Annotated in this window: 28 protein-coding genes; 26 read left to right on the forward strand and 2 right to left on the reverse strand. The window is 45.1% G+C overall.

Annotated elements, in window-relative coordinates:
• Positions 1-242 precede the first annotated feature (242 nt).
• The 3 genes from P5G61_RS00005 to P5G61_RS00015 all read left to right on the forward strand — a co-directional run bounded on the left by P5G61_RS00005 (position 243) and on the right by P5G61_RS00015 (position 1,674).
• A complete protein-coding gene (locus tag P5G61_RS00005; protein WP_301243125.1) occupies positions 243-674 on the forward strand; it encodes a GNAT family N-acetyltransferase in 432 nt (143 codons plus the stop codon).
• Between the two features lie 74 nt (positions 675-748).
• Positions 749-1,150, forward strand: coding sequence for a DUF6157 family protein (locus P5G61_RS00010; RefSeq protein ID WP_301243127.1), 402 nt, complete (start codon positions 749-751; stop codon positions 1,148-1,150).
• Between the two features lie 62 nt (positions 1,151-1,212).
• Positions 1,213-1,674 carry a DUF6896 domain-containing protein gene (locus tag P5G61_RS00015; protein WP_301243129.1) on the forward strand — a complete coding sequence of 154 codons (462 nt, stop codon included), beginning with the start codon at positions 1,213-1,215 and terminating at the stop codon, positions 1,672-1,674.
• Between the two features lie 87 nt (positions 1,675-1,761).
• On the opposite strand, the gene P5G61_RS00020 is transcribed toward P5G61_RS00015, so the two are convergent.
• On the reverse strand, positions 1,762-2,664 hold the full coding sequence (locus P5G61_RS00020; RefSeq protein WP_301243130.1) for an ArsR/SmtB family transcription factor: 903 nt from the start codon (positions 2,662-2,664) through the stop codon (positions 1,762-1,764).
• Between the two features lie 177 nt (positions 2,665-2,841).
• On the opposite strand from P5G61_RS00020, the gene P5G61_RS00025 reads away from it, so the two are divergent.
• The 23 genes from P5G61_RS00025 to P5G61_RS00130 all read left to right on the forward strand — a co-directional run bounded on the left by P5G61_RS00025 (position 2,842) and on the right by P5G61_RS00130 (position 19,228).
• Complete coding sequence (locus P5G61_RS00025) at positions 2,842-4,335, forward strand: glycoside hydrolase family 43 protein (RefSeq protein WP_301243131.1); 1,494 nt, start codon at positions 2,842-2,844, stop codon at positions 4,333-4,335.
• Positions 4,336-4,517: 182 nt separating this feature from the next.
• Positions 4,518-5,387: a GNAT family N-acetyltransferase gene (locus P5G61_RS00030; protein ID WP_301243132.1), complete on the forward strand. Its 870-nt coding sequence runs from the start codon at positions 4,518-4,520 to the stop codon at positions 5,385-5,387.
• A gap of 40 nt (positions 5,388-5,427) precedes the next feature.
• Entirely contained in the window at positions 5,428-5,973 is a 546-nt protein-coding gene (locus tag P5G61_RS00035; protein WP_301243135.1) for a GrpB family protein, read from the forward strand.
• Positions 5,974-6,015: 42 nt separating this feature from the next.
• Positions 6,016-6,438, forward strand: coding sequence for a hypothetical protein (locus P5G61_RS00040; protein ID WP_301243137.1), 423 nt, complete (start codon positions 6,016-6,018; stop codon positions 6,436-6,438).
• A 46-nt stretch (positions 6,439-6,484) separates the two neighbouring features.
• Positions 6,485-7,012 (forward strand): cysteine hydrolase family protein, encoded by a 528-nt coding sequence (locus tag P5G61_RS00045; protein ID WP_301243138.1) that lies wholly within the window; start codon positions 6,485-6,487, stop codon positions 7,010-7,012.
• A 372-nt stretch (positions 7,013-7,384) separates the two neighbouring features.
• Positions 7,385-7,762, forward strand: a complete 378-nt coding sequence (locus P5G61_RS00050) for a hypothetical protein (RefSeq protein ID WP_301243139.1) — start codon at positions 7,385-7,387, stop codon at positions 7,760-7,762.
• The gene (locus tag P5G61_RS00055) at positions 7,734-7,952 is read left to right on the forward strand and encodes an N-acetyltransferase (RefSeq protein ID WP_301244276.1); all 219 of its coding nucleotides are present in this window, start codon (positions 7,734-7,736) and stop codon (positions 7,950-7,952) included. Before P5G61_RS00050 ends, P5G61_RS00055 begins: the two co-directional genes overlap by 29 nt.
• Positions 7,953-8,435: a DinB family protein gene (locus P5G61_RS00060; protein ID WP_301243140.1), complete on the forward strand. Its 483-nt coding sequence runs from the start codon at positions 7,953-7,955 to the stop codon at positions 8,433-8,435.
• 57 nt (positions 8,436-8,492) lie between these two features.
• Positions 8,493-9,377 (forward strand): phosphotransferase, encoded by an 885-nt coding sequence (locus P5G61_RS00065; protein WP_301243141.1) that lies wholly within the window; start codon positions 8,493-8,495, stop codon positions 9,375-9,377.
• 65 nt (positions 9,378-9,442) lie between these two features.
• Positions 9,443-9,790: a hypothetical protein gene (locus P5G61_RS00070; RefSeq protein WP_301243143.1), complete on the forward strand. Its 348-nt coding sequence runs from the start codon at positions 9,443-9,445 to the stop codon at positions 9,788-9,790.
• A 430-nt stretch (positions 9,791-10,220) separates the two neighbouring features.
• Complete coding sequence (locus tag P5G61_RS00075) at positions 10,221-10,769, forward strand: hypothetical protein (protein WP_301243145.1); 549 nt, start codon at positions 10,221-10,223, stop codon at positions 10,767-10,769.
• A gap of 149 nt (positions 10,770-10,918) precedes the next feature.
• Entirely contained in the window at positions 10,919-11,182 is a 264-nt protein-coding gene (locus P5G61_RS31870; RefSeq protein WP_363325717.1) for a serine hydrolase, read from the forward strand.
• Between the two features lie 53 nt (positions 11,183-11,235).
• On the forward strand, positions 11,236-11,604 hold the full coding sequence (locus P5G61_RS31875; protein ID WP_363325718.1) for a serine hydrolase: 369 nt from the start codon (positions 11,236-11,238) through the stop codon (positions 11,602-11,604).
• Positions 11,605-11,704: 100 nt separating this feature from the next.
• Positions 11,705-11,881: a hypothetical protein gene (locus P5G61_RS00085; protein WP_179132922.1), complete on the forward strand. Its 177-nt coding sequence runs from the start codon at positions 11,705-11,707 to the stop codon at positions 11,879-11,881.
• A gap of 148 nt (positions 11,882-12,029) precedes the next feature.
• The gene (locus P5G61_RS00090) at positions 12,030-12,242 is read left to right on the forward strand and encodes an immunity protein TriTu family protein (RefSeq protein ID WP_301243149.1); all 213 of its coding nucleotides are present in this window, start codon (positions 12,030-12,032) and stop codon (positions 12,240-12,242) included.
• 42 nt (positions 12,243-12,284) lie between these two features.
• Complete coding sequence (locus tag P5G61_RS00095; protein WP_301243151.1) at positions 12,285-13,103, forward strand: purine-nucleoside phosphorylase; 819 nt, start codon at positions 12,285-12,287, stop codon at positions 13,101-13,103.
• Between the two features lie 189 nt (positions 13,104-13,292).
• Positions 13,293-13,622: a GRAM domain-containing protein gene (locus tag P5G61_RS00100; RefSeq protein ID WP_285078775.1), complete on the forward strand. Its 330-nt coding sequence runs from the start codon at positions 13,293-13,295 to the stop codon at positions 13,620-13,622.
• A 170-nt stretch (positions 13,623-13,792) separates the two neighbouring features.
• Positions 13,793-14,095: a hypothetical protein gene (locus tag P5G61_RS00105; protein WP_301243156.1), complete on the forward strand. Its 303-nt coding sequence runs from the start codon at positions 13,793-13,795 to the stop codon at positions 14,093-14,095.
• Between the two features lie 146 nt (positions 14,096-14,241).
• Complete coding sequence (locus P5G61_RS00110; RefSeq protein ID WP_301243158.1) at positions 14,242-15,165, forward strand: DUF7638 domain-containing protein; 924 nt, start codon at positions 14,242-14,244, stop codon at positions 15,163-15,165.
• A gap of 249 nt (positions 15,166-15,414) precedes the next feature.
• Positions 15,415-15,954, forward strand: coding sequence for an SMI1/KNR4 family protein (locus tag P5G61_RS00115; RefSeq protein ID WP_301243160.1), 540 nt, complete (start codon positions 15,415-15,417; stop codon positions 15,952-15,954).
• A 45-nt stretch (positions 15,955-15,999) separates the two neighbouring features.
• A complete protein-coding gene (locus P5G61_RS00120; protein WP_301243162.1) occupies positions 16,000-16,440 on the forward strand; it encodes a GNAT family N-acetyltransferase in 441 nt (146 codons plus the stop codon).
• A gap of 141 nt (positions 16,441-16,581) precedes the next feature.
• Positions 16,582-17,832, forward strand: coding sequence for an MFS transporter (locus tag P5G61_RS00125; protein ID WP_301243164.1), 1,251 nt, complete (start codon positions 16,582-16,584; stop codon positions 17,830-17,832).
• Positions 17,833-17,905: 73 nt separating this feature from the next.
• Complete coding sequence (locus P5G61_RS00130) at positions 17,906-19,228, forward strand: LLM class flavin-dependent oxidoreductase (protein WP_301243166.1); 1,323 nt, start codon at positions 17,906-17,908, stop codon at positions 19,226-19,228.
• A gap of 152 nt (positions 19,229-19,380) precedes the next feature.
• On the opposite strand, the gene P5G61_RS00135 is transcribed toward P5G61_RS00130, so the two are convergent.
• Positions 19,381-22,530, reverse strand: coding sequence for an alpha-mannosidase (locus P5G61_RS00135; protein WP_301243168.1), 3,150 nt, complete (start codon positions 22,528-22,530; stop codon positions 19,381-19,383).
• Positions 22,531-22,718: the final 188 nt, after the last annotated feature.

Below are 22,718 nucleotides of genomic sequence, written 5' to 3' on the forward strand. Positions count from 1 at the left end.
AGCGTCTTTAGGCGCAGTTTGGCAACAGGGGGTTATACCCCAAGAGCAAACCACCCGTTGGACGGGTGGTCATGATTCTGGATCTGTAAGGAAAGAACTGCTAATCAGCAGGTGAGAAAGGAGGAAGGAACTGTTCGCATATACCACATTTTGGGTTATGATGGACTAGTCATCATTTGAGCGGTAATTCGAGGACAATGGTGATATCATATTAAGTTACGATTTAAGTTGAGAGGTGGAACATGATGATCAGAGAGGCCGAAGCAAGGGATGTCGAAGTTATTGAAAGGTTGTACAACGAATTATTACCGAACAACCTGAATACGAAGGTACTGGCGGATCGGATTGAAGAAGTAAGGAATAATCCCAACAGTTTCTTATACGTTTACGAAGTCGAAGATCAGGTTATTGGGACTGCGCATTTACATATCTGTCTGGATGCCTTGGTGGAAAATAGACCGTTTGGCGTAGTTGAGCGGGTTATCATTACGGAGCATGTGCAGAGCAAGGGATATGGATCTGACCTTATGAAGTATATAGAAAATGTATGCATTCAGAAAAATTGTGTAAAGATATTTCTCACCAGCGGTTCATCCAGGTACGAAGCACACGGCTTCTACACGAAATTAGGATACGATGGGGAATCCAGCAAGGCTTTTAAGAAATATGTATAATACGAATTCAAGCTTGATTGTATATTCATATCCATATTTTTCTGAATAGATGGGCGGATATATAGATGAAAGACATGAACTATTATGAAACTTTTATTGCAGTAGCAGAAGATTGCCCTGTTAAAGTGGCAGAGATCCCCAAAACCAAAAATGGCGCCAAAACCGTTCCAGTTCTACAGTATGAAATGATAACAAACCATCCTTATCAATATACGCAAGAGGATGTTATGTTTGAAGTATTCGCGCAGCGCAATGATATTCCCGACGAACAAAGGTCGATAGAGAGAACCAAGTTTTTCTCCAAAGGACAACCCTGTCTTCGTACTTCTTCCTTAGGCAAACGTTATGGATGGGGCATTCATCATAATTCACAAGGAAAAGTGGCGATCTACGCTGTTGAATCGGAAGAATATAAAGACTTTTTAAATGATAGTAGTTTAAAACATGTAAAGGTGATGCGTTCGAGTCGTCAATAGCTCTATATTTTGCGGCAATTAAGAATCAACTATTGGTGTAAAAAGAAGGCAGGAGGTAAGAGATGCACACCTTAACTAAAGAAACTACAGATACATTATTGGAAGCGATGGACACGTACAAAAGAATTGCGCAAGAACTGATCAACAAATTGATCTTGGAAACCAGCCAGGCTGAAAAGGAAGAGATTATCGATGGAGCGTACTACTTGCTTTCTAACGAAGAAGTTGTAAACGGTGAAGACCATCTGAGTGGCAAATGGTATTTCGATGTTCATGGAGAGCATTGTTTGTTCGAGAATGCAGAAACAGGCCAAACGTTGGAGGTTTCTCTGGGCAGTAAAGATGATGTGGGAAACATGGACCCTTATTTTTTCTATAACTTCTTGAAATCCACTGCACATTTTGAACACCTGATTGCGTACTTTGAAAATCCCTTTGGGGATATGTTGGATTTTTTCGAAAGGTTGGCGCCCCAGAATGTGCTGATTCATGTTCATGGGGTTGAGTATAGAAAGCGTCTTTAACTGCGTACAACAGTATCCCGTTCATTCAAATAGGAGAATTCGTTTTGAAGAGAAGAACGGGATTATTCGATTCTACATAAACAAAGATTAACGTTGTACGCGTATGACAATATCCTGGTCATGATTGCCGAACCCGGAACCATAGAGTGTTAATCCACCGACGTTAGCCCCCTCCTCGTCAACCGTGAAACGAAGTGTCCAGAACGGTTCCTCCAGTTTGAGATCCTCGATCGTCACGTCCGACATTCGTTCTCCATCCATATACGTACCCGAGTCATCAACACGAATCGTCTTTAATAATCCATATTGATTCACATTTCGATGCCACCATGTTGGCGTATATTTGCCACGAGCAGCTCGTCCGAAATCAGCGGGACTTGTCCAGGTTCCAAGCGAAATTCCGTTAAACGTAAATAAGATATCCGATGGCCAATGATCTCGCAAACCCGGGGCTTCAGAAGCCATTTCCACGGAAATTTCAATGGCGCTGGCAGTCTGATCGGGAAGCATATAGTTAGGCGTTTTGTACTCGACATACCCCCTTCCAAACCAGAGGATGGCAGCGTGAACCCGCTCAGGATCGAGAAAGTAGCGTGGGTCGTCCCAAACACCGATTTCTTTCTCATGCGTTCCAAGACCGCAGGTAGGATGGACCTCAAATGCAGTATAGTGACCCACTGAAATTGTCTGCTCTCTAACCCTTGCTGTCCGACTGGCGGATGGTAGTTCGATCTCGATGTTATTTTGTTTGAGGAAACATAATTTGTGCGTGCCTCCATTCAGGCGTATCCTGCGGCTATCGATCAGTCCGGCTTGCTCAAGCTTGCGGATGTGCATTGTAACGATGGAGGGGCTAAGTTCTAACGCAGCGGCTATATCCTTTACATTCATTTCGCTATCTGCAATCAGATCCATGATTCTCCATCTAACCTCGCTTGCCAGTGCTTCGTATAACGGTATGAATTTTGCTTCTCCGTTCGCTTTGATCATCTTTAACAATCTCCTAACCGGATCTATTGAAATCATATATATATTCATTTAATGAAATTAACTGGACTCTTCAACTCTAACGCATTGAAAGTATGTTTGCGATAGTGTTTAATTTTTTTATCTGCTTATGAAGCTGGATTCTTAAATATGTGAATTATAGAAAATGGGGTGGCTCAAATGAAATACAATAATCCGGTCATTAAAGGATTCTATCCAGATCCGAGCATCTGCAAGGTGGATGACACGTATTATCTGGTGTGCAGTTCCTTTCAGTATTTTCCGGGTGTCCCGCTTTTTGAAAGCAAAGATTTATTGAATTGGACCCAAATCGGTCATTGTTTAACCCGAAAAAGCCAGATTCATCTGGAGACGGTGAGCAGCTCAGGTGGCGTCTTTGCTCCCACAATACGATACAACAACGGGCGATTCTATATGACCACGACGAACGACACCACGCGTCAGAATTTCTATATATGGACCGATGATATATACGGGGAGTGGTCAGAACCGATTATTGTGGATCAAGGGGGAATCGATCCGGATTTGTATTTTGAAGACGGGAAGGCCTTCTTTATGAGCAACGGGACCGACGATGAAGGCGTTGGTGGAATCATTCAGTGTGAGATTGACATTGAAACGGGGGACAAAAAGACCCCGAGCCGTTCAGTATGGCAAGGATCAGGCGGACGTTATCTGGAAAGCCCACATTTGTATAAAATGAATGGATACTATTACCTCATGGCATCGGAAGGCGGAACCGAATACGGTCATATGGTCACGTATGCCCGGGGAGATTCACCCTCAGGTCCTTTCGAACCCTATGCCAACAATCCTGTTCTGACCAACCGCAATCTGGGCGGTTATGAACTGCAAGGGGTTGGTCATGGCGACCTGATTCAGGACGAGGAAGGCAATTGGTGGATTTTTCATTTGGGATTCCGTCAGAGTGGACAATGGCTTACGTATCATCATCTCGGACGAGAAGTATTCCTGACGCCAGTTACCTTTGATGAGGAAGGCTGGTTTACGGCAGGGCATCAAGGTACTACGCTTATGAGCTTTGAAACCGATCGTATTTCTGACACAGTCATTCAACAAGAGAAGAAAAGCTATACGTTCGAGAACACGGATTGGAATCTGGACTGGTGTTATCTTCGTCATCCCAATACAGAAAATTATTTGTTAGAGCAAAGTAAGATAAAGTTAAAAGGAACCGAAGTGACACTGGATGTTCCAGCATCCCCGACATTTATTGGGCTCCGTCAAAAAGACTTTGACGCGACCATCTCTGTTGATGTTAGTCTTACGAACGGAGAGGCAGGCATCACCATCTACATGGATGAACAGCACCATTATGACTTGGCCATTCGTAAAGAAGAGCAGAGTGGGTATAAGGTAATTGAGCGTCTGAATATTGGGGATATCAAATCCGTCGAAAATGAAATAGAACTAGGAAATGAGCATCAGGCCACATTGGTTATACAGGCAAGTCATGAACGTTACAGCTTCCTTATTCATGCAGATGGCAAGGACATCCTCTTAGGTACAGCTCAGACGAAATACCTTTCCTCGGAAGTTGCTGGAGGATTTACAGGGGTGCTCATTGGTCTATACGCTAGTGGCGCAGGTTCCGAAGCTGAGTTTTCTAAATTTAAGTGCGATTATCTTTGAAAAGGTAAGGGGAGGGACTTTTGTTCCTTCTCTTTTTTTGTGAATTCTCGTGATTTCTCAAACAAAAGTGTAGTAGCACTTGTTTAGTATTATGTAGCCGTATGCTAAGAATAGAATACATAATACACTGCATTTGGATAAACCACCGAGAATGTTTAAGTTGTAATGAGAGGGAGAAAGCAATGAATGATAATACTTCATATTCGTTAGTCGCAGCGAATCCAACTAGCTATGCCAAGTACTTTGCAACGTATAGAAAGAATATCTGGTTTAGACCCAGCTGGGCATCACTTCAAGAAATGATGCTAGACGCAAGAGATTGTTATTGGATCTATCAAGAAAATCAAAGAGTGGGCGGGATTTCTTTGACAAGCAGTGAGCTCGGATCTTTCTTCATGATTCCTCCGTCTACATTGACTGTAGATATGGTTCATTTCTTAAAGAATTATGCCATTCAAAATTCAGGGAATCAGTCGGTAGATGCGTACAATGTTCTGGCTGAACATATTGATGTGTTGAAGTCGGCTGGTTTCGAAGTGTTAAACACAAGAAAATGTATGATTAGACCTACAGAGAAGATTGAAAATGATCTCCATACTGATTTTATTTCTATTAAACCCAAATTGGAGCATTTGCCAAGCATGGTTCAAGTCATGAACGAATCATATCGTGGAGGAATGGATGAAGGAAGCTTGGATACATATCGGAATGACGTGAGTTATTATTTTGAACATAACCGTCAGGATGAGCTGTTGAATGCATCATTGGTTTTAGTAGATAAAAAGACGAACGAGGTCGTTGGATTTTGTTTGATTTCGACTTGGGAGGATATGCCTCTTGTTTATGATATAGCGGTTAAGCCGGGTTATAGTAATCAGGGTTTGGGCAGATATATGTTATACAAGGCGATTTCTCATTTGGAAGGTTTCTCTCCAACCATTCGTTTGTTCGTTACAATAGGAAATAAGGCTGAATATTTATATACCAAATTAGGTTTTCTTTCGGGAGAGGAAACATCTCACTTGGTTTATAGAGATCGTGCAGAGAAATGATGATAGAAACTATACTTAATGGAATTGAAGGGAGGATTACATGGAAGATCAATGGAGAATTGCATCATATGATCCTGCGTGGAGGCAGATGTTCCTCGAAACGGGGATGACATTAAGAGAAGCGTTGGGTGAAAAGGCTTTGCGGATTGATCATGTTGGATCAACCTCCATCGTTGGAATGGATGCCAAGCCGATCATAGATATACAAATTTCCGTATCTAATTATGATGATTTGCTAAATTACAAGCATGAAATCGAAGCGGTCGGCTTCGTATTCAGAGAAGAAAATCCGGATAAAACCAAGCGGTATTTTCGTGAAGTACCAGGAAGCAGGAGAACACATGTACACATAAGACAAGCAGGGAGTTTCTCTGAGCAGATGAACTTGCTTTTTAGAGATTATTTGAGAGTACATCCAGAGGACCGATTGAAATATGCAGAAGAGAAGCACCGGCTTATGGCATTATACAAGGACCAGCGTCCAAAATACGTGGAAGGCAAAGGACCGATGGTGTGGAGCATATTAGAAAAAGCCCATATATGGTCCCAAGAAATCGGATGGCAACCGGCAAAGTATGATGCATAGGAACATTCAACGAATACAGGTAACCTAAATGGGAGTGGTGAGATGAACATTGGAAGAAAGCTGCTGACGACTGTTCTAACCATCATTAGTTTTACTTTAATTGCAAGTATAATATCCATGAATGAATCCTACAGCTTTGATTTTTATATTCTTGTTTATGTTCTATATGCGACACCCCTAATCTTATTTATCGGGCTACCTTTATCCCTATTGCTGGACTATCTGTTGAGCCGAATTCAATTCGCCAATTATGTCTTGTATCTAACTACGAGGATACTTGGCTATGGATGTGCTGGAGTATTAGGGATGTATATCTATTATTTGCTCATAGGTGCTGGCGAAGAAATTTTGAATTTCAAAGAGACATTAATTTTGACTTTATTTGGCGTCATGGCTGCTATACTGTTTGTACTGGTCGATCTGGGAATGGAAGGTTTGTTAAAGGTGCGAAAACGGAAGACCTAGTTATATCAAGTGCTGATTTAATATTATTTTTCAGGAGGAAAATTAGATGCCAACCCACTGTGCACTTCTTGTAATCGATGTTCAGGTAGCCATGTTCGATGAATCAGATCCCGTATATCAAGGGGACTTATTGCTTCAGAGAATACAACACATCATTTCGAAGGCTCGGCAAAAAGGTCACTCCGTCATCTACATTCAACATAGTGAAGGAGCAGGGAGTCCCCTTGAACGTGGAACGGCAGGTTGGGCGATTCATCCGTCCATTGCGCCAATCACTGGTGACCTTGTCATTGAAAAGCAGACACCTGATTCATTTCACGAAACAGATCTGAATCTGAAATTACAAGAAAACGGAGTGACGGATCTTATTCTGACTGGCATGCAGACGGAGATATGCGTGGATACGACTTGTCGCAGAGCAAGTAGCCTTGGCTATGCAGTAACCTTGGTTCGTGATGCTCATAGCACATGGAATTCCAACATTCTTCAAGCTGAGCAGATAATAGAACACCACAATTCGGTTCTGAGCATGTTTGCGAATGTGGTGGATAGCGAAAATGTCATGAATGGATGAGATGAATTGACGTTTAATAAAAGAATATTTAATCTTTCAGCCTGGCTTGCAGTGTTGGCACTCATTTTTATTCCCGGAACAGCCTATACGGAGGGGCCTTTACGAACAGAGTATGGTTTTCCATTGCGATTCTTTACTGATTATCACTATAAGAAACCTGATGATACAATATGGTTCCTTTCCAATGTATATGTGAATGCTCTTCTGTATTTATTTAATGTTCTGTTTATTTACGCTGGAATTCATGTTTTACTCTATGTAAAGAAGAGAATGACGACTCCAAAAGAGTAGGGAGCTGCGACGATCGCGGCTCTTTTGTTTTTACCGTATCATGGGTTATGATAGAAGGCACGAATAGAGTGGAATGATGATATGAAACAGATTCCAGCAGAATGGAATTCAGACCGACTTTTCATGTCCGATTTGAAAGAATCTGAGATTTTTGTTATTCAATCCATTGTTGATACGAGTAGTTATGTGCAGGTATGGGACGGACGAGATCATGAGCCGGATTATGTGAGAACGTGCTTTGAGAAAGGCAATCTGCCTCCTGGGGGAAGATTGGAGAACTACCGAATTCAGACCATTCGTACGTGTGAGGAAAACAAAAGTATAGGTATGCTGAGCCTGTACCATGGCTACCCCAAAGAGGATTCCGTTTACCTCGAATTTTTGTATATCCATAGTGAGACTCCAGAAGCAAGGTTATGGACAAGAAATGATGCATGCGTTGACCCAATTATTTTCTGAGCTTGGTTATATGGAAATCCGAATCAACGTGGCACTCAAAAATTGGCCTGCATTACGATTTTGGACCAAATCGGGATTTGATCAGATTAGCGGGATATACGGAGATCTTGAACATTCAAACAAAACTTTTGCCAATATGGAACTGATCAAAACACTCAAAGCGCAAGATATAGAAAAGGAGAATGGCTAAATGGAATCTTTCTTTCGTTATAACTGGATCGTGCGTGAGCAGTGGTTTCAGTGGTGTGAGGATGTGCCGCTTGAAGAGCTGCTTCGGCCTCGGACGGGCGGAGTAGGCAATATATTGCAAACGTTTTTTCATATTATCGATGTAGAGTGGAGCTGGCTTCAATTATTGCAAGGCAAACCGGATGGTATGGAGAATTTTGATAATTATAAAACACTGGAGGCCGTACGACAATTCGATCGCAAGCTGCGACCTGATGTGGAAGCATTTGTTCTATCCTGGGACTCCAGCATGGAAAAGAGACCTTTCATCGATCCCGAATTGGATAGCGCCGTCGTCAAGGAATCGTGGGGAGAAGTGATGCGTCACGTGATTGCTCATGAAATTCACCATATGGGGCAATTATCGGTATGGTCCAGAGAATTGGACAAGAAGCCCGTATCTGCCAATTTCATTGGTAAAGGATTAATTTCACCTGACAACTAGAGTGAAAAGGAGATTATAGGATTCAAATTCTAATTTTACAGAGAAGGGTCGGACAAAATGAGGTTAGCGCTGGAAAGTATCCGCTGGGTGGAGCTGAGCGAAGAAATTCGTTGCTTGCTTGAAAAACCATACAAGGTGCTTCCCCTGTCACCAGGACTGGAAGCGGACGTTGTGAAGATCGAATGTGCTGACCGCTCTTACGTGTTAAAGGTATGGAATAAGGACTCCAGACCCGATATTGGCAATCAATACAGACTTTTATCTGAACTTTATCAAAGTGGCATACACGTTTCCAAGCCCTACGGTTGGGGTACTGACAAAGATCAGAATCAAGTTTTACTAACCAGTTATGATGGAGAGCCTATAGCCAAGTTAAACAAAAACAAGCTGGAGCATTTGGCTAAAATGTTAGTTCAAATTCATGGTTATGATATACATACTATCAATAACGCGGAGGCAAATTTCATACCACAATATGATTTTGTTGGCTATTTCTTTCCCTCCATTGAACTTCATGAGGATATGCATCTGATTCTGACAAGCCTTCTTCAACGGATTAAGCTTAGACAGGATACGTTGATCCACGGTGATTATAACCTGGGGAATGTTCTGGAGGCAAGTGATCAATATACGATCATCGATTGGACAAACGGGCAGCGCGGTGATCCCAGATACGATATGGCGTGGTCCATTTTTTTGATGACGATCTATACGGGGGAACGAAACGGTAAGATGTACAGTGCTCTATTCAAGAGTCTGACGGAATACACACCAGACGATGCGGAGATTTTTGAAGCTATGGCCTGTTTGCGCTGGATTCTTTTGAAGCGAGTGGCATATGTCCCTAATGGACCAGGTGTAATGAAGCGAATTAGAACAATCCTTGGAAATAATCCCTATTTAAATGAAGCACTTTTATTTCATCAAGAGTCATTGAAATAAACCTCAAGGTCCTGTCCTAAATCGTTCTCATTAGCATACCTATGGTATAGAGGAGCGTGATAGGTATGGAACAGAAAGTGCAAACCTATTTTGAATTAAAGCAGCAGCAAAAAGAAATTGAACAACAGCTCTCTGTACTACGAGATGAAATTGTAGGGTATTGTGAGGAGCAGGGTGTCTATGAGACGAAGGTTGGGGGATACGCCGTCAAAACGGTGCTTCAGCACCGCAAGGAATATGATGATCAGAAGCTGTACGCTTCTCTTCCCGATCCTGATATCTGGCGACTGCTGTCCAAGGTGGACAGTCATAAGCTGAAAAGCCTGATCAAGCTGAACATATTGACAGAGGAGCAGATTAGTCCAGCTTGTACCGTGAAGCCGGTAACTGTATTACAGGTGGACAAGTTGTAACTGGACAATTTCCCAGTGCGCTGACGCAAAAACTGGTCTTTATGTTCGATCAGCAGCTACAGCCCAAGGAGTCGTTTTGGCACATCATTATAAGCAGTATCAATCATAGACTACTACTTCATTTACACATATACACCAACGCTCCCCGAGGAGCTGATTGAATCGGTCACGAGATGGCCGTTTTTTTTGTTGTATACAAATGTTTTGCCGATTTCAGCCGTGCGCTTTAAAAACATATCTGAGCATAAACTTGATTCAGTGTCGGAAAGAAGATCCAGTCGAATGCTTTAAACCGTTATGCAAGTAGTTTATATGTTATAATCTGTAATTAATTCATGTACCATCTTCGATAAGGAGGGGAGAAAATGAAGATCAGGAAGAGACTGTATATCTTCAAAAGCTGTAGAACGATGAGTTGAGGAGATGGACTATGAAGAAAAAAATCATTTCGATCATACTTGCCATCTGGGTATTGATGATTGTGATCAGTGTGGTTCTACTATTTCTGCCCAGAACGATTCATCTTGATGGAGAGGCTCTAAAATATCGGTTGGGAGAAGACAACAAGGAACCAGAGCAAACGGTTCATATCAACATGGATGGCAAGCGTTATCTAACGACCTCGGGTGATTACATATTCAGAGGAACCATTGATATTGAAGGTGAACCTTTACCCATACCTGAAGATCAAAAGAGGCTCGAAATTCGTTTTCATAAAGGATACGGATTGATGGAATACATCATTTCTGAACATGAGAAAACGGATATCTTCGTATACGGAACACTATTCGTAGATCGTGCATTCACCAAACTCACCATCACCATTTCGGAGGAGGATTCGAATGGAGAGCAGCACAGTAAAAGCTGGAGCTCCGAAGATGGTCTTATGTTATCCATGCCCGCAACGAATCGTTCCGAAGCCATTCAGCTCTCTAATGAACTGATGGAAAACTATCTCGGGGGCTATACATTAAAATGAAAAAATTAAATAAAACAGGCAAGTCTTTACCTTGGAGGTTGGATCGCTATCTCCTTGTGTAAATGACATGCCTGTTTTTTTATTTATGCAGCAAATCTCTAGTGATTTTGCATCCCGTCAGGATCTGAACGAGACCGCCGCTACCAGGAGTGGAATCAAAGCCTGTGCATTATTTTATCATTCTAGATGGTTCTGTTGTTCAGATTGTCTGGAGAGGGGAGCTAGTTTATAACAGCGCTGCGGGCCTTGCTGACCGGGAGAAAAACAGATCCATGGAGCAAAATGCATTATCCAGATATTTTTCCGTAACTAAACCGATTGTATCCACAGCTGCCATGGTGCTGATATCCCGAGGTAAATTAAAGCTTGATGATCTTGTGAGCCCGGGCCCCTGTGGAGATAATCGATTGTAACGGATATACTCGGATACCTTAATTCATCGGCCTATCCCTCAGGTGGTGCGGGGATGAGTGGAAGTGCAGGAGACTTTCTTGTATTGCTTGAAACGCTGCGTCAAGGTGGAGGTTCTCTTATTTCCAAAGCGCTGGTCATCGAAATGACTGCCAATCAGATTGGCGATCTTACGATGCCTTATTGGCCGGGCCGAGGATTTGGCCTGGGGTTCACGTTGCTGAAAGATCCGATCGCAGCCAACACATCAGCGTCCCCCGGAACATGGCGCATGGGCGGAACCTATGGTCACTCGTGGTTTGTTGATCCTGCAAAAGAACTGAGCGTTGTCGCGTTCACAAATACGGCTCTGGAGGGCATGTCGGGCAGGTTCACAACTGAACTATGCGAGGCTGTTTATGAGGGAATCGGGGGGAAGCAGTAAGTTGAAATCTGGATTAATATGGAAAAATATGATAAGGTAGAGCAGTAGGTTCAGTAGGTTACAGTGAGTCCTGAATTTGATTCCGAAATGAGATGAGAAAATGGATCGCGTCCGCAGTTACCTGTTTGTTATTGCAGGCAACTTTGCAGTTGCCTATATGATCTTTCCTGAAAGAACTATTGGAAAATCTATGATATTCGCTGCACTGATGCTGTTGCTGAGCATGGGAATGGATTTCATGAAAAGCAAAAATCAGCATTCGCTTGAGCAGCAGTGAGCCAGTTTGCCATTACATTTTGGTGCGAAATACCTTGTCTATTTTAATGAATGAAACCGATTCTCGACAGAGGATCGGTTTTTTGTATACAGTTGAATCATGGATGATCTGAAGGTTGGTCAAGTCAGAAAGTGGGGAAGTTTTTCATATGATTCGAAACCAATTTAATCAATGGGCCGTGCGTCAGACGGAACGATTGCAATCGTTGGGTATCTCAACGGAGCAGGCCAAACAGGGGGACGTCGATGAACAACTTATCCCTGATCCTTCAACCGGATTCATTCATGAGTCCGAGTATGCTATCGGTCAGGTGACTGTATGGTTTACATCATGTCTATTGTTCATTACACTTGGTTTATAGCAACTACTTAAATCCAAACTCATTATCAGGGGGAATATATTCATGCATCAATCCGCACATATTCAGGAAGCCAGAGATTACATATTAAACCGGATTAACGCCAAGCCTGTCGTGGGCATGATTCTGGGTTCAGGGCTGGGAGCGCTCGCGGACGAAATCGAGAATGCTACCGTCATTCCATACACGGACATTCCGTATTTCGCTCAATCCGAAGCTATTGGTCATGCCAACGAATTGGTTGTCGGAGAACTAATGGGCAAGACCGTCGTTGCCATGAAAGGACGCCTTCATTATTATGAAGGGTTTACGCTGGATGAGGTAACGTTTCCGGTTCGGATTATGAAAGCACTGGGTGTAGAGCAGTTGATTATCACTAATGCGTGTGGAGCGATCAATACCAGCTTTGAACCGGGACAGCTTATGCTGATTACGGATCATATCAATCTGGTAGGCAACAATCCGCTGATGGGGCCGAATAACGCCGAGCTGGGAGTGCGTTTCCCGGATGTATCACAAGTGTATAACCGTGAGCTGCGCAGCATTGCCTTGAAGGTTGCAGAAGAGCAGAATGTAAGTTTGCAGCAAGGTGTGTATGCATGGTGGAGCGGACCGGCGTATGAGACCCCAGCGGAGATTCGCATGATTCGGACGATGGGCGCGGATGCTGTGGGCATGTCGACGGTACCTGAAGCGATTGTAGCCATTCATGGTGGCATGAAGGTACTGGGCATTTCCTGTCTGACCAATATGGCCTGCGGCATTCTGGACCAGCCGTTAAGTCATGATGAAGTGATTGAAGTCGCAGCAAAAGTGAAAACAACGTTCATCGGACTGGTCAAAGGTATTTTGAAAGAAATGTAATATGTAATCGAGAGGGTACTTTCAAAGCAGTCGTGTATGAAGCATTGTCCATAGCGGAATATTTCCGTTGGGCAGTGCTTTTTTACAATTGAAAATGTGCAAAATATTCCTATATCGGTCAAAACGACCTATAATAATAGAGATCCAAGCAAAAGGATTGTTATAGGCTGAAGAAGGAGACTGATAGAAATGGAAGAATTGGGCCCTCATGAACACGTCATTTTTGAAAGGATTCATGCAAACTGGTTAAGGGGTTTTGAAGGAGTCGGAGGAAAGCTTTTTCTAACTAATGAACGATTAGTTTTTATTCCTCATGGCCTGAATTTTCAGACGGAATGGGTTCAAATCGAGATCTGGGCTATGACTAAGATTGAGAAAAGTGCGACATGGGGACTAATCCCGAATGGAATTACTATTACATTAGACAGTGGACATGTCTTCAAGTTTGTTGTATGGAATCGTTCTAAGATTATCAAGGAGATTGTACAAGCCAAGAGAATTAATAACGAAATAATGTAAGAGTTTGAGATGAAGTACATAAACCAAAAAATGTGGGGGAATAAAGTGAGGATTCTACTCTGCCCTAGGGCCTAGGGTATTTTTAATCTAAATAGTTTATGTCGTTTTATATTTAATGGAACACAAAAGAATCGCTCCTTGGAGTGCAGGCATCGATATTTCAGGAACTCATGGCTGGTTTTGATCTCACCTCGATTACACTGATAGGAACTAATACACCTGAGAAGCATGCAGGATATGCGCTTGATGTCATTCTCCACATCTCCGGCTACCGGGGGCCACTTTTGGGTGGTTTACTAAGCCATTGGATTGGGCTGCGGATGTCAGTAGTGCAACACTTATATTGGCCTGAGCAATGTGTCTATGAATGGTGGGATGGCCCGTCATTCATAGACACCCGCCGAGATTCGCATGATATGGCTCGTGTCTCATTTCAAAGGGCTATACAACAGGCACAGTCTATACGGAGTTAATCCGTTGGGCGGTGCTTTTTGATTTGGGAAAATGATGGGATTAACAAGCTCGTCATGCCCTCCCTTGTATTTCCTATCTCTGATATCGTACAGTTGGAAGACATGATCGTATGAATGCATGATGGGAAGAAAGTGAGGTGCCACGGGTGCAAAAGATTAGAAGAACAAAACAGATTGAGGGCACAACGACCCCTGGCATCATACATAATGGCGGCCAGCATTTTCTCATTCCGGTGCAGATCTATGAAGACGGGATGATTAATTGCTGGGAACTGGTTGATTTGAAGGGATTGAAGCGGAAGATTGACGATTACTGGTTAGGCTCACATATACCGAATGGAGAGTTGCTTTCCATCCATGGGTTGGGAGCCTACCTAGTCGAACACGCGAACTGGGCGTATAACGAAAATGACTACTACGAACATATACAGTGTAAGATCAGAATGCTCAATCCGGAATTCCAAAATATAGCTGAAATCACACCACGTCAGCAGCAACTGATGGATACAAGAAGAATTTCACATTCGCCTAGAGCGATTGATTTTGCAGTTGTGAGCGAATTGTTCTATGAAACGATACTAGGGGATGGATTCTCCATTTTCATGAGGTACGAAGGTCAGCACTACCTGGTCCACCTGGTTGTGTATGAGGATGGTCAGGTGGTCATCTATAACTTGCCAAATCCAGTGATGGCTTCAATCGATGACCTAGCGGTTTGGTTCAAGAACGGAACCTTTTTTACAACCATCGAACGCCCAATAGTTATCAATATTTTGGATTTGGGAGAGGTTACATTCTCGGAGGAAAGCTACGCAGAAAATATGGATGACAAGTATCTGGAGCTGCTGGATATGTATAAGAAACTGAGTGGAGAGCAAACGACGTTTGAAGAGTGTCGCCTCGCATACCATATATACTTGGAAGACCCTAATGAATTCAATCGAGGCCAACTGAAAGAAAAATATGAACAGGTGCCTGAACATCAACGGATGTACCTGGGCGATATGGATACCAAGGACATGGATTATCAGCGAATTATCTATACCCCGGAGGAAAAACGTGAAGTCTAGATTTTCTATATTATTAGACTATATAAATTGAACTAAACATATACACGATAACGGAGAGGACAGAAATAACCTGAAGAAGCGGAGCGTTCGCCTTTATCACCGGATTTTCCCTTTATATAAGGGATTTCAAAAAAATCTGGGGATAACAGCGATCGGAAGGTTGTTCTGTCATCGGAGTGGCAAGTGTAAATATTCTTTAGTTCAATTTATATAGACAATCTATAAAGCGCACAAGAAGGAGGATGGAGAATGATCAAGCAAGCAGAACTGCTGTGGGAACGTATTATTGCGAAAGGGACGGGAGCAAATACAGATGGTAGAGTTACGCTCAATCTCCAGCCGGGTGCGACAGACGGAGATCTTCAATCTGTGGAAAATCAACTTGGCGTGGCATTGCCTGAAGAGATGAAGGCTCTGTATCGTGTGTATAACGGACAAGCCTGGAATATAGACGTAGCTCCATTTGTTCGTAACCTGACATTGTCACCTCTGGATCAGGTGAAGGAGAACTGGGTGTTTTTGCAGGAGGAATTCGACCCGGACGAGATGGAACCCGAGATTGACGATGCTGCCATTAAGCCCGTGCTGTGGAACCCCAAATGGATACCTATTGCTGAAAATGGCGGTGGGGATTATCTGTGTCTGGATACCGATCCGTCAGGAACGGGGACGGTGGGACAGGTACTATATTTTTGGCATGATTGGGGACATCGGTCGGTTGAGGCTGCGGGTTTATTTGAATTTATCCAGAAGTGCATGGAAGAAGAGGATGAGGACGAAACAACGTAGGTAGTCGACTCCAGAGTATATCAATTCGGAAAAGGAGGTCATTCAATGATCCAGATCACGATGCGTCAATCCGAGCAGGCAGATCAGGAGCGTCTTGCTGAGCTGCGAGCCATGGTTCTGTATGATGATTTACACAGGCTGGGAAGGTACGATGAGGTGAGAGTTCGCGAACGTTTTCGTAATACATTCGACCCTGTCCACACGTGGATTATTGAGGCCGAGGGTACATGGGTGGGGTGTGTAGCGCTGAAGCCCAAGTCGGAGGAGCTGCTACTGGAACATTTCTACATACATCCTGATTATCAGGGTCAGAGAATAGGAACTCAGGTGCTGAAAACGCTGCTGGAACAGGATGAGGTCCGGGGCAAACGTGTCATTTTAAATGTATTGCAGGGAAGTCCGGCTCGGCGGTTGTACGAACGCTTTGGATTTGTCTTGGACAGTGAAGATGAGGTGGATGTGTACATGTCCGTTCAAGTGCAATAATCGTTACGGTCAAAATAGCAGCATCTAACAGATCCATTCATTTAATTCTTGAATGGGTCTATTGAACTTTTCTATTATACTTTCCAGTGACGGTATCCTAATATGGATAATAACCTACTTTTTATATAGGAATTATATAGTATGGAGAATGCCAAGATGCCGCATTGGAAGCGAAATCTGTACATTTTGTGGTTTGGCCTGTTTTTCAATCATATGTCTTACACCTTGTCTGTGCCGTTCTTTCCGCTATTTCTGCAAAATGATCTCGGTATTCAGAGCGGGTTGGAAGTCTGGTCAGGCATTTCGATCTCAATCAGCTTCCTGATCAGTGGACTATGTGCTCCCTTCTGGGGATCGCTGGCTGACAGATACGGCAGCAAACTGATGCTGATTCGTTCGGGTGTGGGTCTCGCCATTGCTCATCTGGCTAATTATTTCGTTTATGATCCTTACACGTTTATTGCTGTTCGGATATTTCAGGGACTCATGGCCGGCTTCAATCCCGCCTCCATTACGTTGGTCGGCACCAACACACCAGAGAAGCATGTAGGTTATGCGCTTGGCGTCATCTCCACATCCACGGCTGCCGGGGGAATTCTGGGACCGCTTGTGGGTGGTGTACTAAGCCATTGGATCGGGCTGCGCGGATGCTTTATCGCATCGGGAATCATTACGCTGCTCTCGGCTGTGATGGTGATATGGGTAAAAGAAGCCCGCGGTCCCCGTACTATGGTTCGCACAAGTATTCTGGGTGATCTGAAAAAAGCAGCCTCCACTCCCGGATTAATGCGAATCTATGGTTTGATATTACTCGTTTCGACTTCCGTGCTCATTATTGAACCTGTGCTGACGCTTTATGTGGTCCAGATTGGCGGAGACGTCAGTAGTGCAACACTTAGTGCAGGAATCGTTTTCTCGGCCATCGGCGTGGCAACGGTCATTATGGGTCCGCGCTGGGGTCGGATTGGTGGGAAGATTGGCTACGAGAAAACGCTGTTTATCGGTCTGCTGGGCGGCGGCATTGGCAGTTTGCTGCAATTGACGGCGTATAACCTCATTTATTTTGGAAGTCTGCGATTTGTCTATGGCCTGTTCTTCGCTGCAGTGTATCCAGCCTTAAATGCGTTGATTATCCAATATGCGGATCGTGATTTTCGGGGAAGGGCTGTCAGCTTGAGTCAGACCGCGAATCAATTCGGTATTGTACTCGGCCCGTTACTCGGCGGTTTTCTGAGCGGCTGGACGGGGATTCCTTTTGTTTTTCTCCTAACAGGCATTGTCCTTCTAGGAGCAGCTTGGACAGTCCGGGTAAGCGAAAGGAACCAGGTGAATAATAAACCGGGATTGGGCATGGCAGCAGCAGAAGCAGGCGGAAACAGCATAAAGAAATGATGAAACGACTCTCAGCGAAAAAAAGGATACTCGGACTGAATGGGTCAACACCACAATATAGGGAGGAATTCATATGTCACAACGACGATTGAGATTGGGAGCAAACTTGAATGGAGTCGGCAATAGCATCTCTTTTTGGCGACACCCGGATATTCCGATCAATGCCAGTGTTAATCTGGATTTCTACAAGAAGCAGGCGATTAAGGCGGAGGAAGGGAAGTTCGATCTGCTCTTTATTGCGGACGGCCTCTTTATTAACGAGAAATCCAACCCGCATTTTCTGAATCGTTTTGAACCGTTAACCCTGCTCTCCGTTCTTGCGGGAGCAACTTCACACATCGGGCTGGTCGCCACGTTGTCCACCTCATATAGTGAACCGTTCACAGTGGCAAGACAATTTGCTTCTCTGGACCATATTAGTGGAGGACGAGCCGGATGGAACGTAGTCACTTCGCCACTTGAAGGCTCGGCTCTGAATTTTGGCAAAGGTGAACATCCGAACCACGCGCTGCGTTACGAAATTGCAGAAGAACATCTGAATGTGGTCAAAGGGCTGTGGGACTCCTGGGAGGATGACGCGTTTATTGGAGATAAAGAGAACGGCGTTTTCTTCGACCCATCCAAGTTACATACCCTGAACCACAAAGGAGAGCATTTCTCCGTTCAGGGGCCACTTAATGTGGCGCGCTCGGAGCAGGGACACCCGGTCGTTTTCCAGGCAGGTTCTTCTGAATCCGGCAAGGATCTGGCAGCCCGATCAGCGGATGCTGTGTACACGGGGCATGAGACGCTGGAGGAAGCCAAGGAGTTCTATCGTGATGTGAAGGCAAGAGCGGTGGCTTATGGGCGTAAGGCAGAAGATATCTTGATTTTCCCTGGCATCGGTCCCATCGTGGGCAGAACGGAGGAAGAAGCCGAGCGTAAGTATCAGGAGATTGCGGAGCTGGTCAGCATCGATCAGGCATTGAATTATTTGGGCCGTTACTTCGATCATTATGACTTCTCCCAATTCCCATTGGATGAGCCCTTCCCGGAGATTGGTGATTTGGGCAGTAACAGCTTCCGCAGTACAACGGACAAGATCAAGCAGCAGGCACGAGAACAGGGATTGACCCTCCGTCAAGTGGCATTGCTTGCATCGACGCCTCGCACATCCTTTATCGGTACACCGGATCAGATCGCCGATCAGATTCAGGAGTGGTTCGAAGGCGAAGCCGCAGACGGTTTCAATATCCGTACGGTCGTACCGAACGGACTGGCGGACTTCGTGGATCTGGTCGTGCCTGTCTTACAAGAGCGCGGGCTGTTTCGTACCGAGTATGAGCATGAGACACTGCGGGGTAATCTGGGTCTTGAGATTCCACGCAATCGTTATTCATTGGAGACGGTAAAATAAATCAATCATGGTTCATTGAACTTGCTTCCAGTTCAGAATGCTTTAAAGGCGATCCATAAAGCCTCCATAATAACGACAGCACGAAGAAACCAGCAAGTCGCCATCATCGGGGACTTGCTGGTTTCTTTCGTTAAGCTGTTGCAGTTATACGATTATACTCTCAGATCAAGCTCAAACGTCTTGATCTCATACGGCTCAAGTGTAAAAGTTACCGGCGTATCATACAGGAGTTCGCCATCCGGCACTTCCATTAGATTGCATTCTCTCCACGCTTGAATCCGTAGATCGCTTGTCAGTTCATGCGTATTCATGCTGCCGGAATAATCATGAACGCGTACGATGACACGATCGGAATCCTCGGCCTTCTTGACCGCCGAGATCATGGCTGTACTGCCGGACAAGGTAAACATGGAGCGACTTGGCTGCTCTGATTGACCTTGTGTATATCGAAGTGGAGCATTCAGAAGCCAGGCCTGCTGCACGGTTCCACCCATCAGCCAATCCCCTTGATGCGGAAGAAGAGCATAAGTGAAGTGGTGCAGTCCTTGATCGGCATGTGGATCAGGATGCGTCGCGCTCTTGATCAGGGTCAGCCGCATCACGTTATCTTTAATGTCATAACCGTATTTGGAATCATTCAGCAAGCTGACGCCATAACCTCTGTCGGACAGATCGGCCCATTGATGGCCAACGGATTCGAAACGTGCCCAGTCCCAGCTTGTGTTCCAGTGCGTTGGCCGTTTAACGTTGCCGAACTGAATGTCATAGGTGGCTTCGGTAGATCGGATACCGACAGGGAAGGCAACCTTCAGCAGTTGCTGCTGTTCATGCCAATCCACCTCAGTGTCATAATCGATCCGGCGATGCCCGGCATATAAAGTCATGTTCTGCGTAATGGTAGAGCCAAGGTATTCCCAAGCGAAACGGATCACGGCCTGAAGCGGCCCGGTCTCTATGACTTCAATGCTGGTGCATTTCGTAATCTCTCGCATATCTTCCTGATAGAAGATATCAATATCCCAGGCCTCATGGGCCAGCGGTTTATCCTCGAATACCTGAAGCACATTGCCTCTTGCCCCTTTGGCAAGCACCTCACGTTGTGACTCTTTATCGTAAAGGCGGGTCAACTGTCCATCCTCGTTCCACTCGAGCTGATAGAACGGTGTCTCGATTCCATTCGTTGTATGGGTGAATGAAGAATGCACAAGGCTGTCGTTTACCGTACTTCTCTGGAAGTGAATTGTGGTATACCCCAGCGAAGGGATATCCTTCACCTCAACGGACCAATCTCCATCCTGGTATTGAGCGTTCAGGATTACGCCGGAATCGCTCAGCCAGGTCCCCGTTGCCAATTCGCCTGTTGCCGCAGGAATGCTCACGATTTCTGTAACGACCCATGGGGAGGAGTTCCAAATGGTATACGTATGTGGAGATTCTCCGCTGCCAGCGATAGCCATCCGAGCCTGCGTGTCCACGTGACGGCCAATCTGCTCGGCTTCTGCATATTCAATTCTGCTGTCCTCATACACCTCCGTGATAGAGGAACCGGGAATGATGTCATGGAATTGGTTGCGCAAAATGATTTTCCATCCCTCGGTCAGAGACTTCGCTTGATACAGATTCCAGTCATTGTGCACAATACTTTGCAATGCATTCAGCCATTCCGCTTCACGGTAAGCCAGCTCAAGCTTGCGGTTCATCCGTTTGTTGTACGCCTGGCTGGTATACGTTCCGCGGTGATACTCCAGATACAGTTCGCCATCCCATGTATGGATGTACGAATCGGTTTTCTCCACCGTCTCCTGCAGCTTCTCAAAATAATCATCTGCGCGTCCTGTCTTGACCTTGGGAAGTCCGGGCAGTTGATCCAGCCGTCGTCTCATCTCCAGCATTTCGCGGTTAACTCCGCCTCCGCCGTCTCCGTATCCGTACGACAGCAGCAGATCCTGGTTCATCTCCTTATCCCGGTAGGCATCCCAGATACCCTTGACCGTCTTCGGAATGATTTTTCCGTTATAGGTATAGAACCAGGAACCCGGTTCGGACCACGGCTCGGGTGTGGTAATGAAGTGGGTTAATACCTCTGAGCCGTCAATTCCGCGCCAGTGAAATGTATCGAATGGCATGCGGTTGTATTGGTTCCAGCTAATTTTGGTCGTCATGAACGTATGAATGCCGGATTTTTTCAGAATTTGCGGCAAGGACCAGCTGTAGCCGAATACATCGGGTAACCAGAGATATCTGCAATCTGTCCCGAATTCTTCTTTGAGAAAACGAGTGCCAATCAGTAACTGCCGAACCAAAGACTCGCCCGAGGTCAAGTTGCAGTCTGCCTCCAGCCACATGCCGCCGCCCGCTTCCCAGCGACCTTCAGCGACACGTTCCTTGATGGATTCGTACAGTTCCGGGTAGTCCTCTTTCACATATTCGTACAACTGAGGCTGTGTTTGAAGGAAAACGTACTCTGGGAACATTTCCATCAGGCGCATAACGGTGGAGAAGGAACGAGCGCATTTCTCACGCGTATGCTTCAGCCGCCACAGCCAGGCGACGTCAATATGAGTATGGCCGATACAGGTGACAGTCACATCAGAGGCTTTGTCCATCGTACTCAATCGGGCACTCAGGTCATCCCTTGCCTCATGCACAGAAGTATAGAAGACATCGGACTTAGGCTGCGACCAGTCAATGAGGCGGAAGGATTGCTGGAGCGCATGAAGCAGCTTCGTACGTTCCGGTGTATGGGCATCCAGAATTCGGACCGTTTCCAGAATCGCTGACCCTGTAAATACAAGATCATCCACAGCTTCATCCAGCCAGCACAGTTCTGCCTGCCTGAACGTATGTGTCTGATTGCGGGGCTGACCGCCACCTTCCAGACCAGACCATAAGCGGAAGACCAACTCGCTGGTGCTGCCTGCCGCAGAGGCTGGAAAGAACACTTCCTTGTGGTTGGAATCCACGCCTTGATAAGGCTTGCCATCCCAGTAGAACAGCGACTCAAAGCCGGAATTGTTACCACCGCCGGTATCGCCAAAATCAAACAGGCCGACAATTCGTTTATCCTTCCAAGAGGAAGGGAACTCGGCTTTTGTTCTCAGCCACAAATAGAGATCTCGACCAGTCCAGTTCTCTCCTGTATGCATAGGCTTCCAATCACTATCGTCTCCCGGCAGGGCAGGGTTAATCTCTTCTCTGCGGTCTTCGCAGGCAAGAAAAGCATGTAAAGGTAAACGATCCCGGTAACGGAGCTCGGATAATTCATTGATACGTGCTTGAAGTTTGTTTTCAGTAAGAAACATCGTTAAGAACCCCCAGTACATTTTATCGGGGAGTGATCCATAGTTAGAGAGCATCCAAAGCGAGTATGTATTACATATATTCATAGGGGAATGCGCCCATTATAGCGCTTCCATTCCCTTTTGACAAACCAAAATATGGATTACATACCTGGGAGCAGGTCATTGTCGAATTTAACCAAACGGTGATA

The organism is Paenibacillus vandeheii, from assembly GCF_030433635.1.
GTDB classification, from domain to species: Bacteria; Bacillota; Bacilli; order Paenibacillales; family Paenibacillaceae; genus Paenibacillus; species Paenibacillus vandeheii.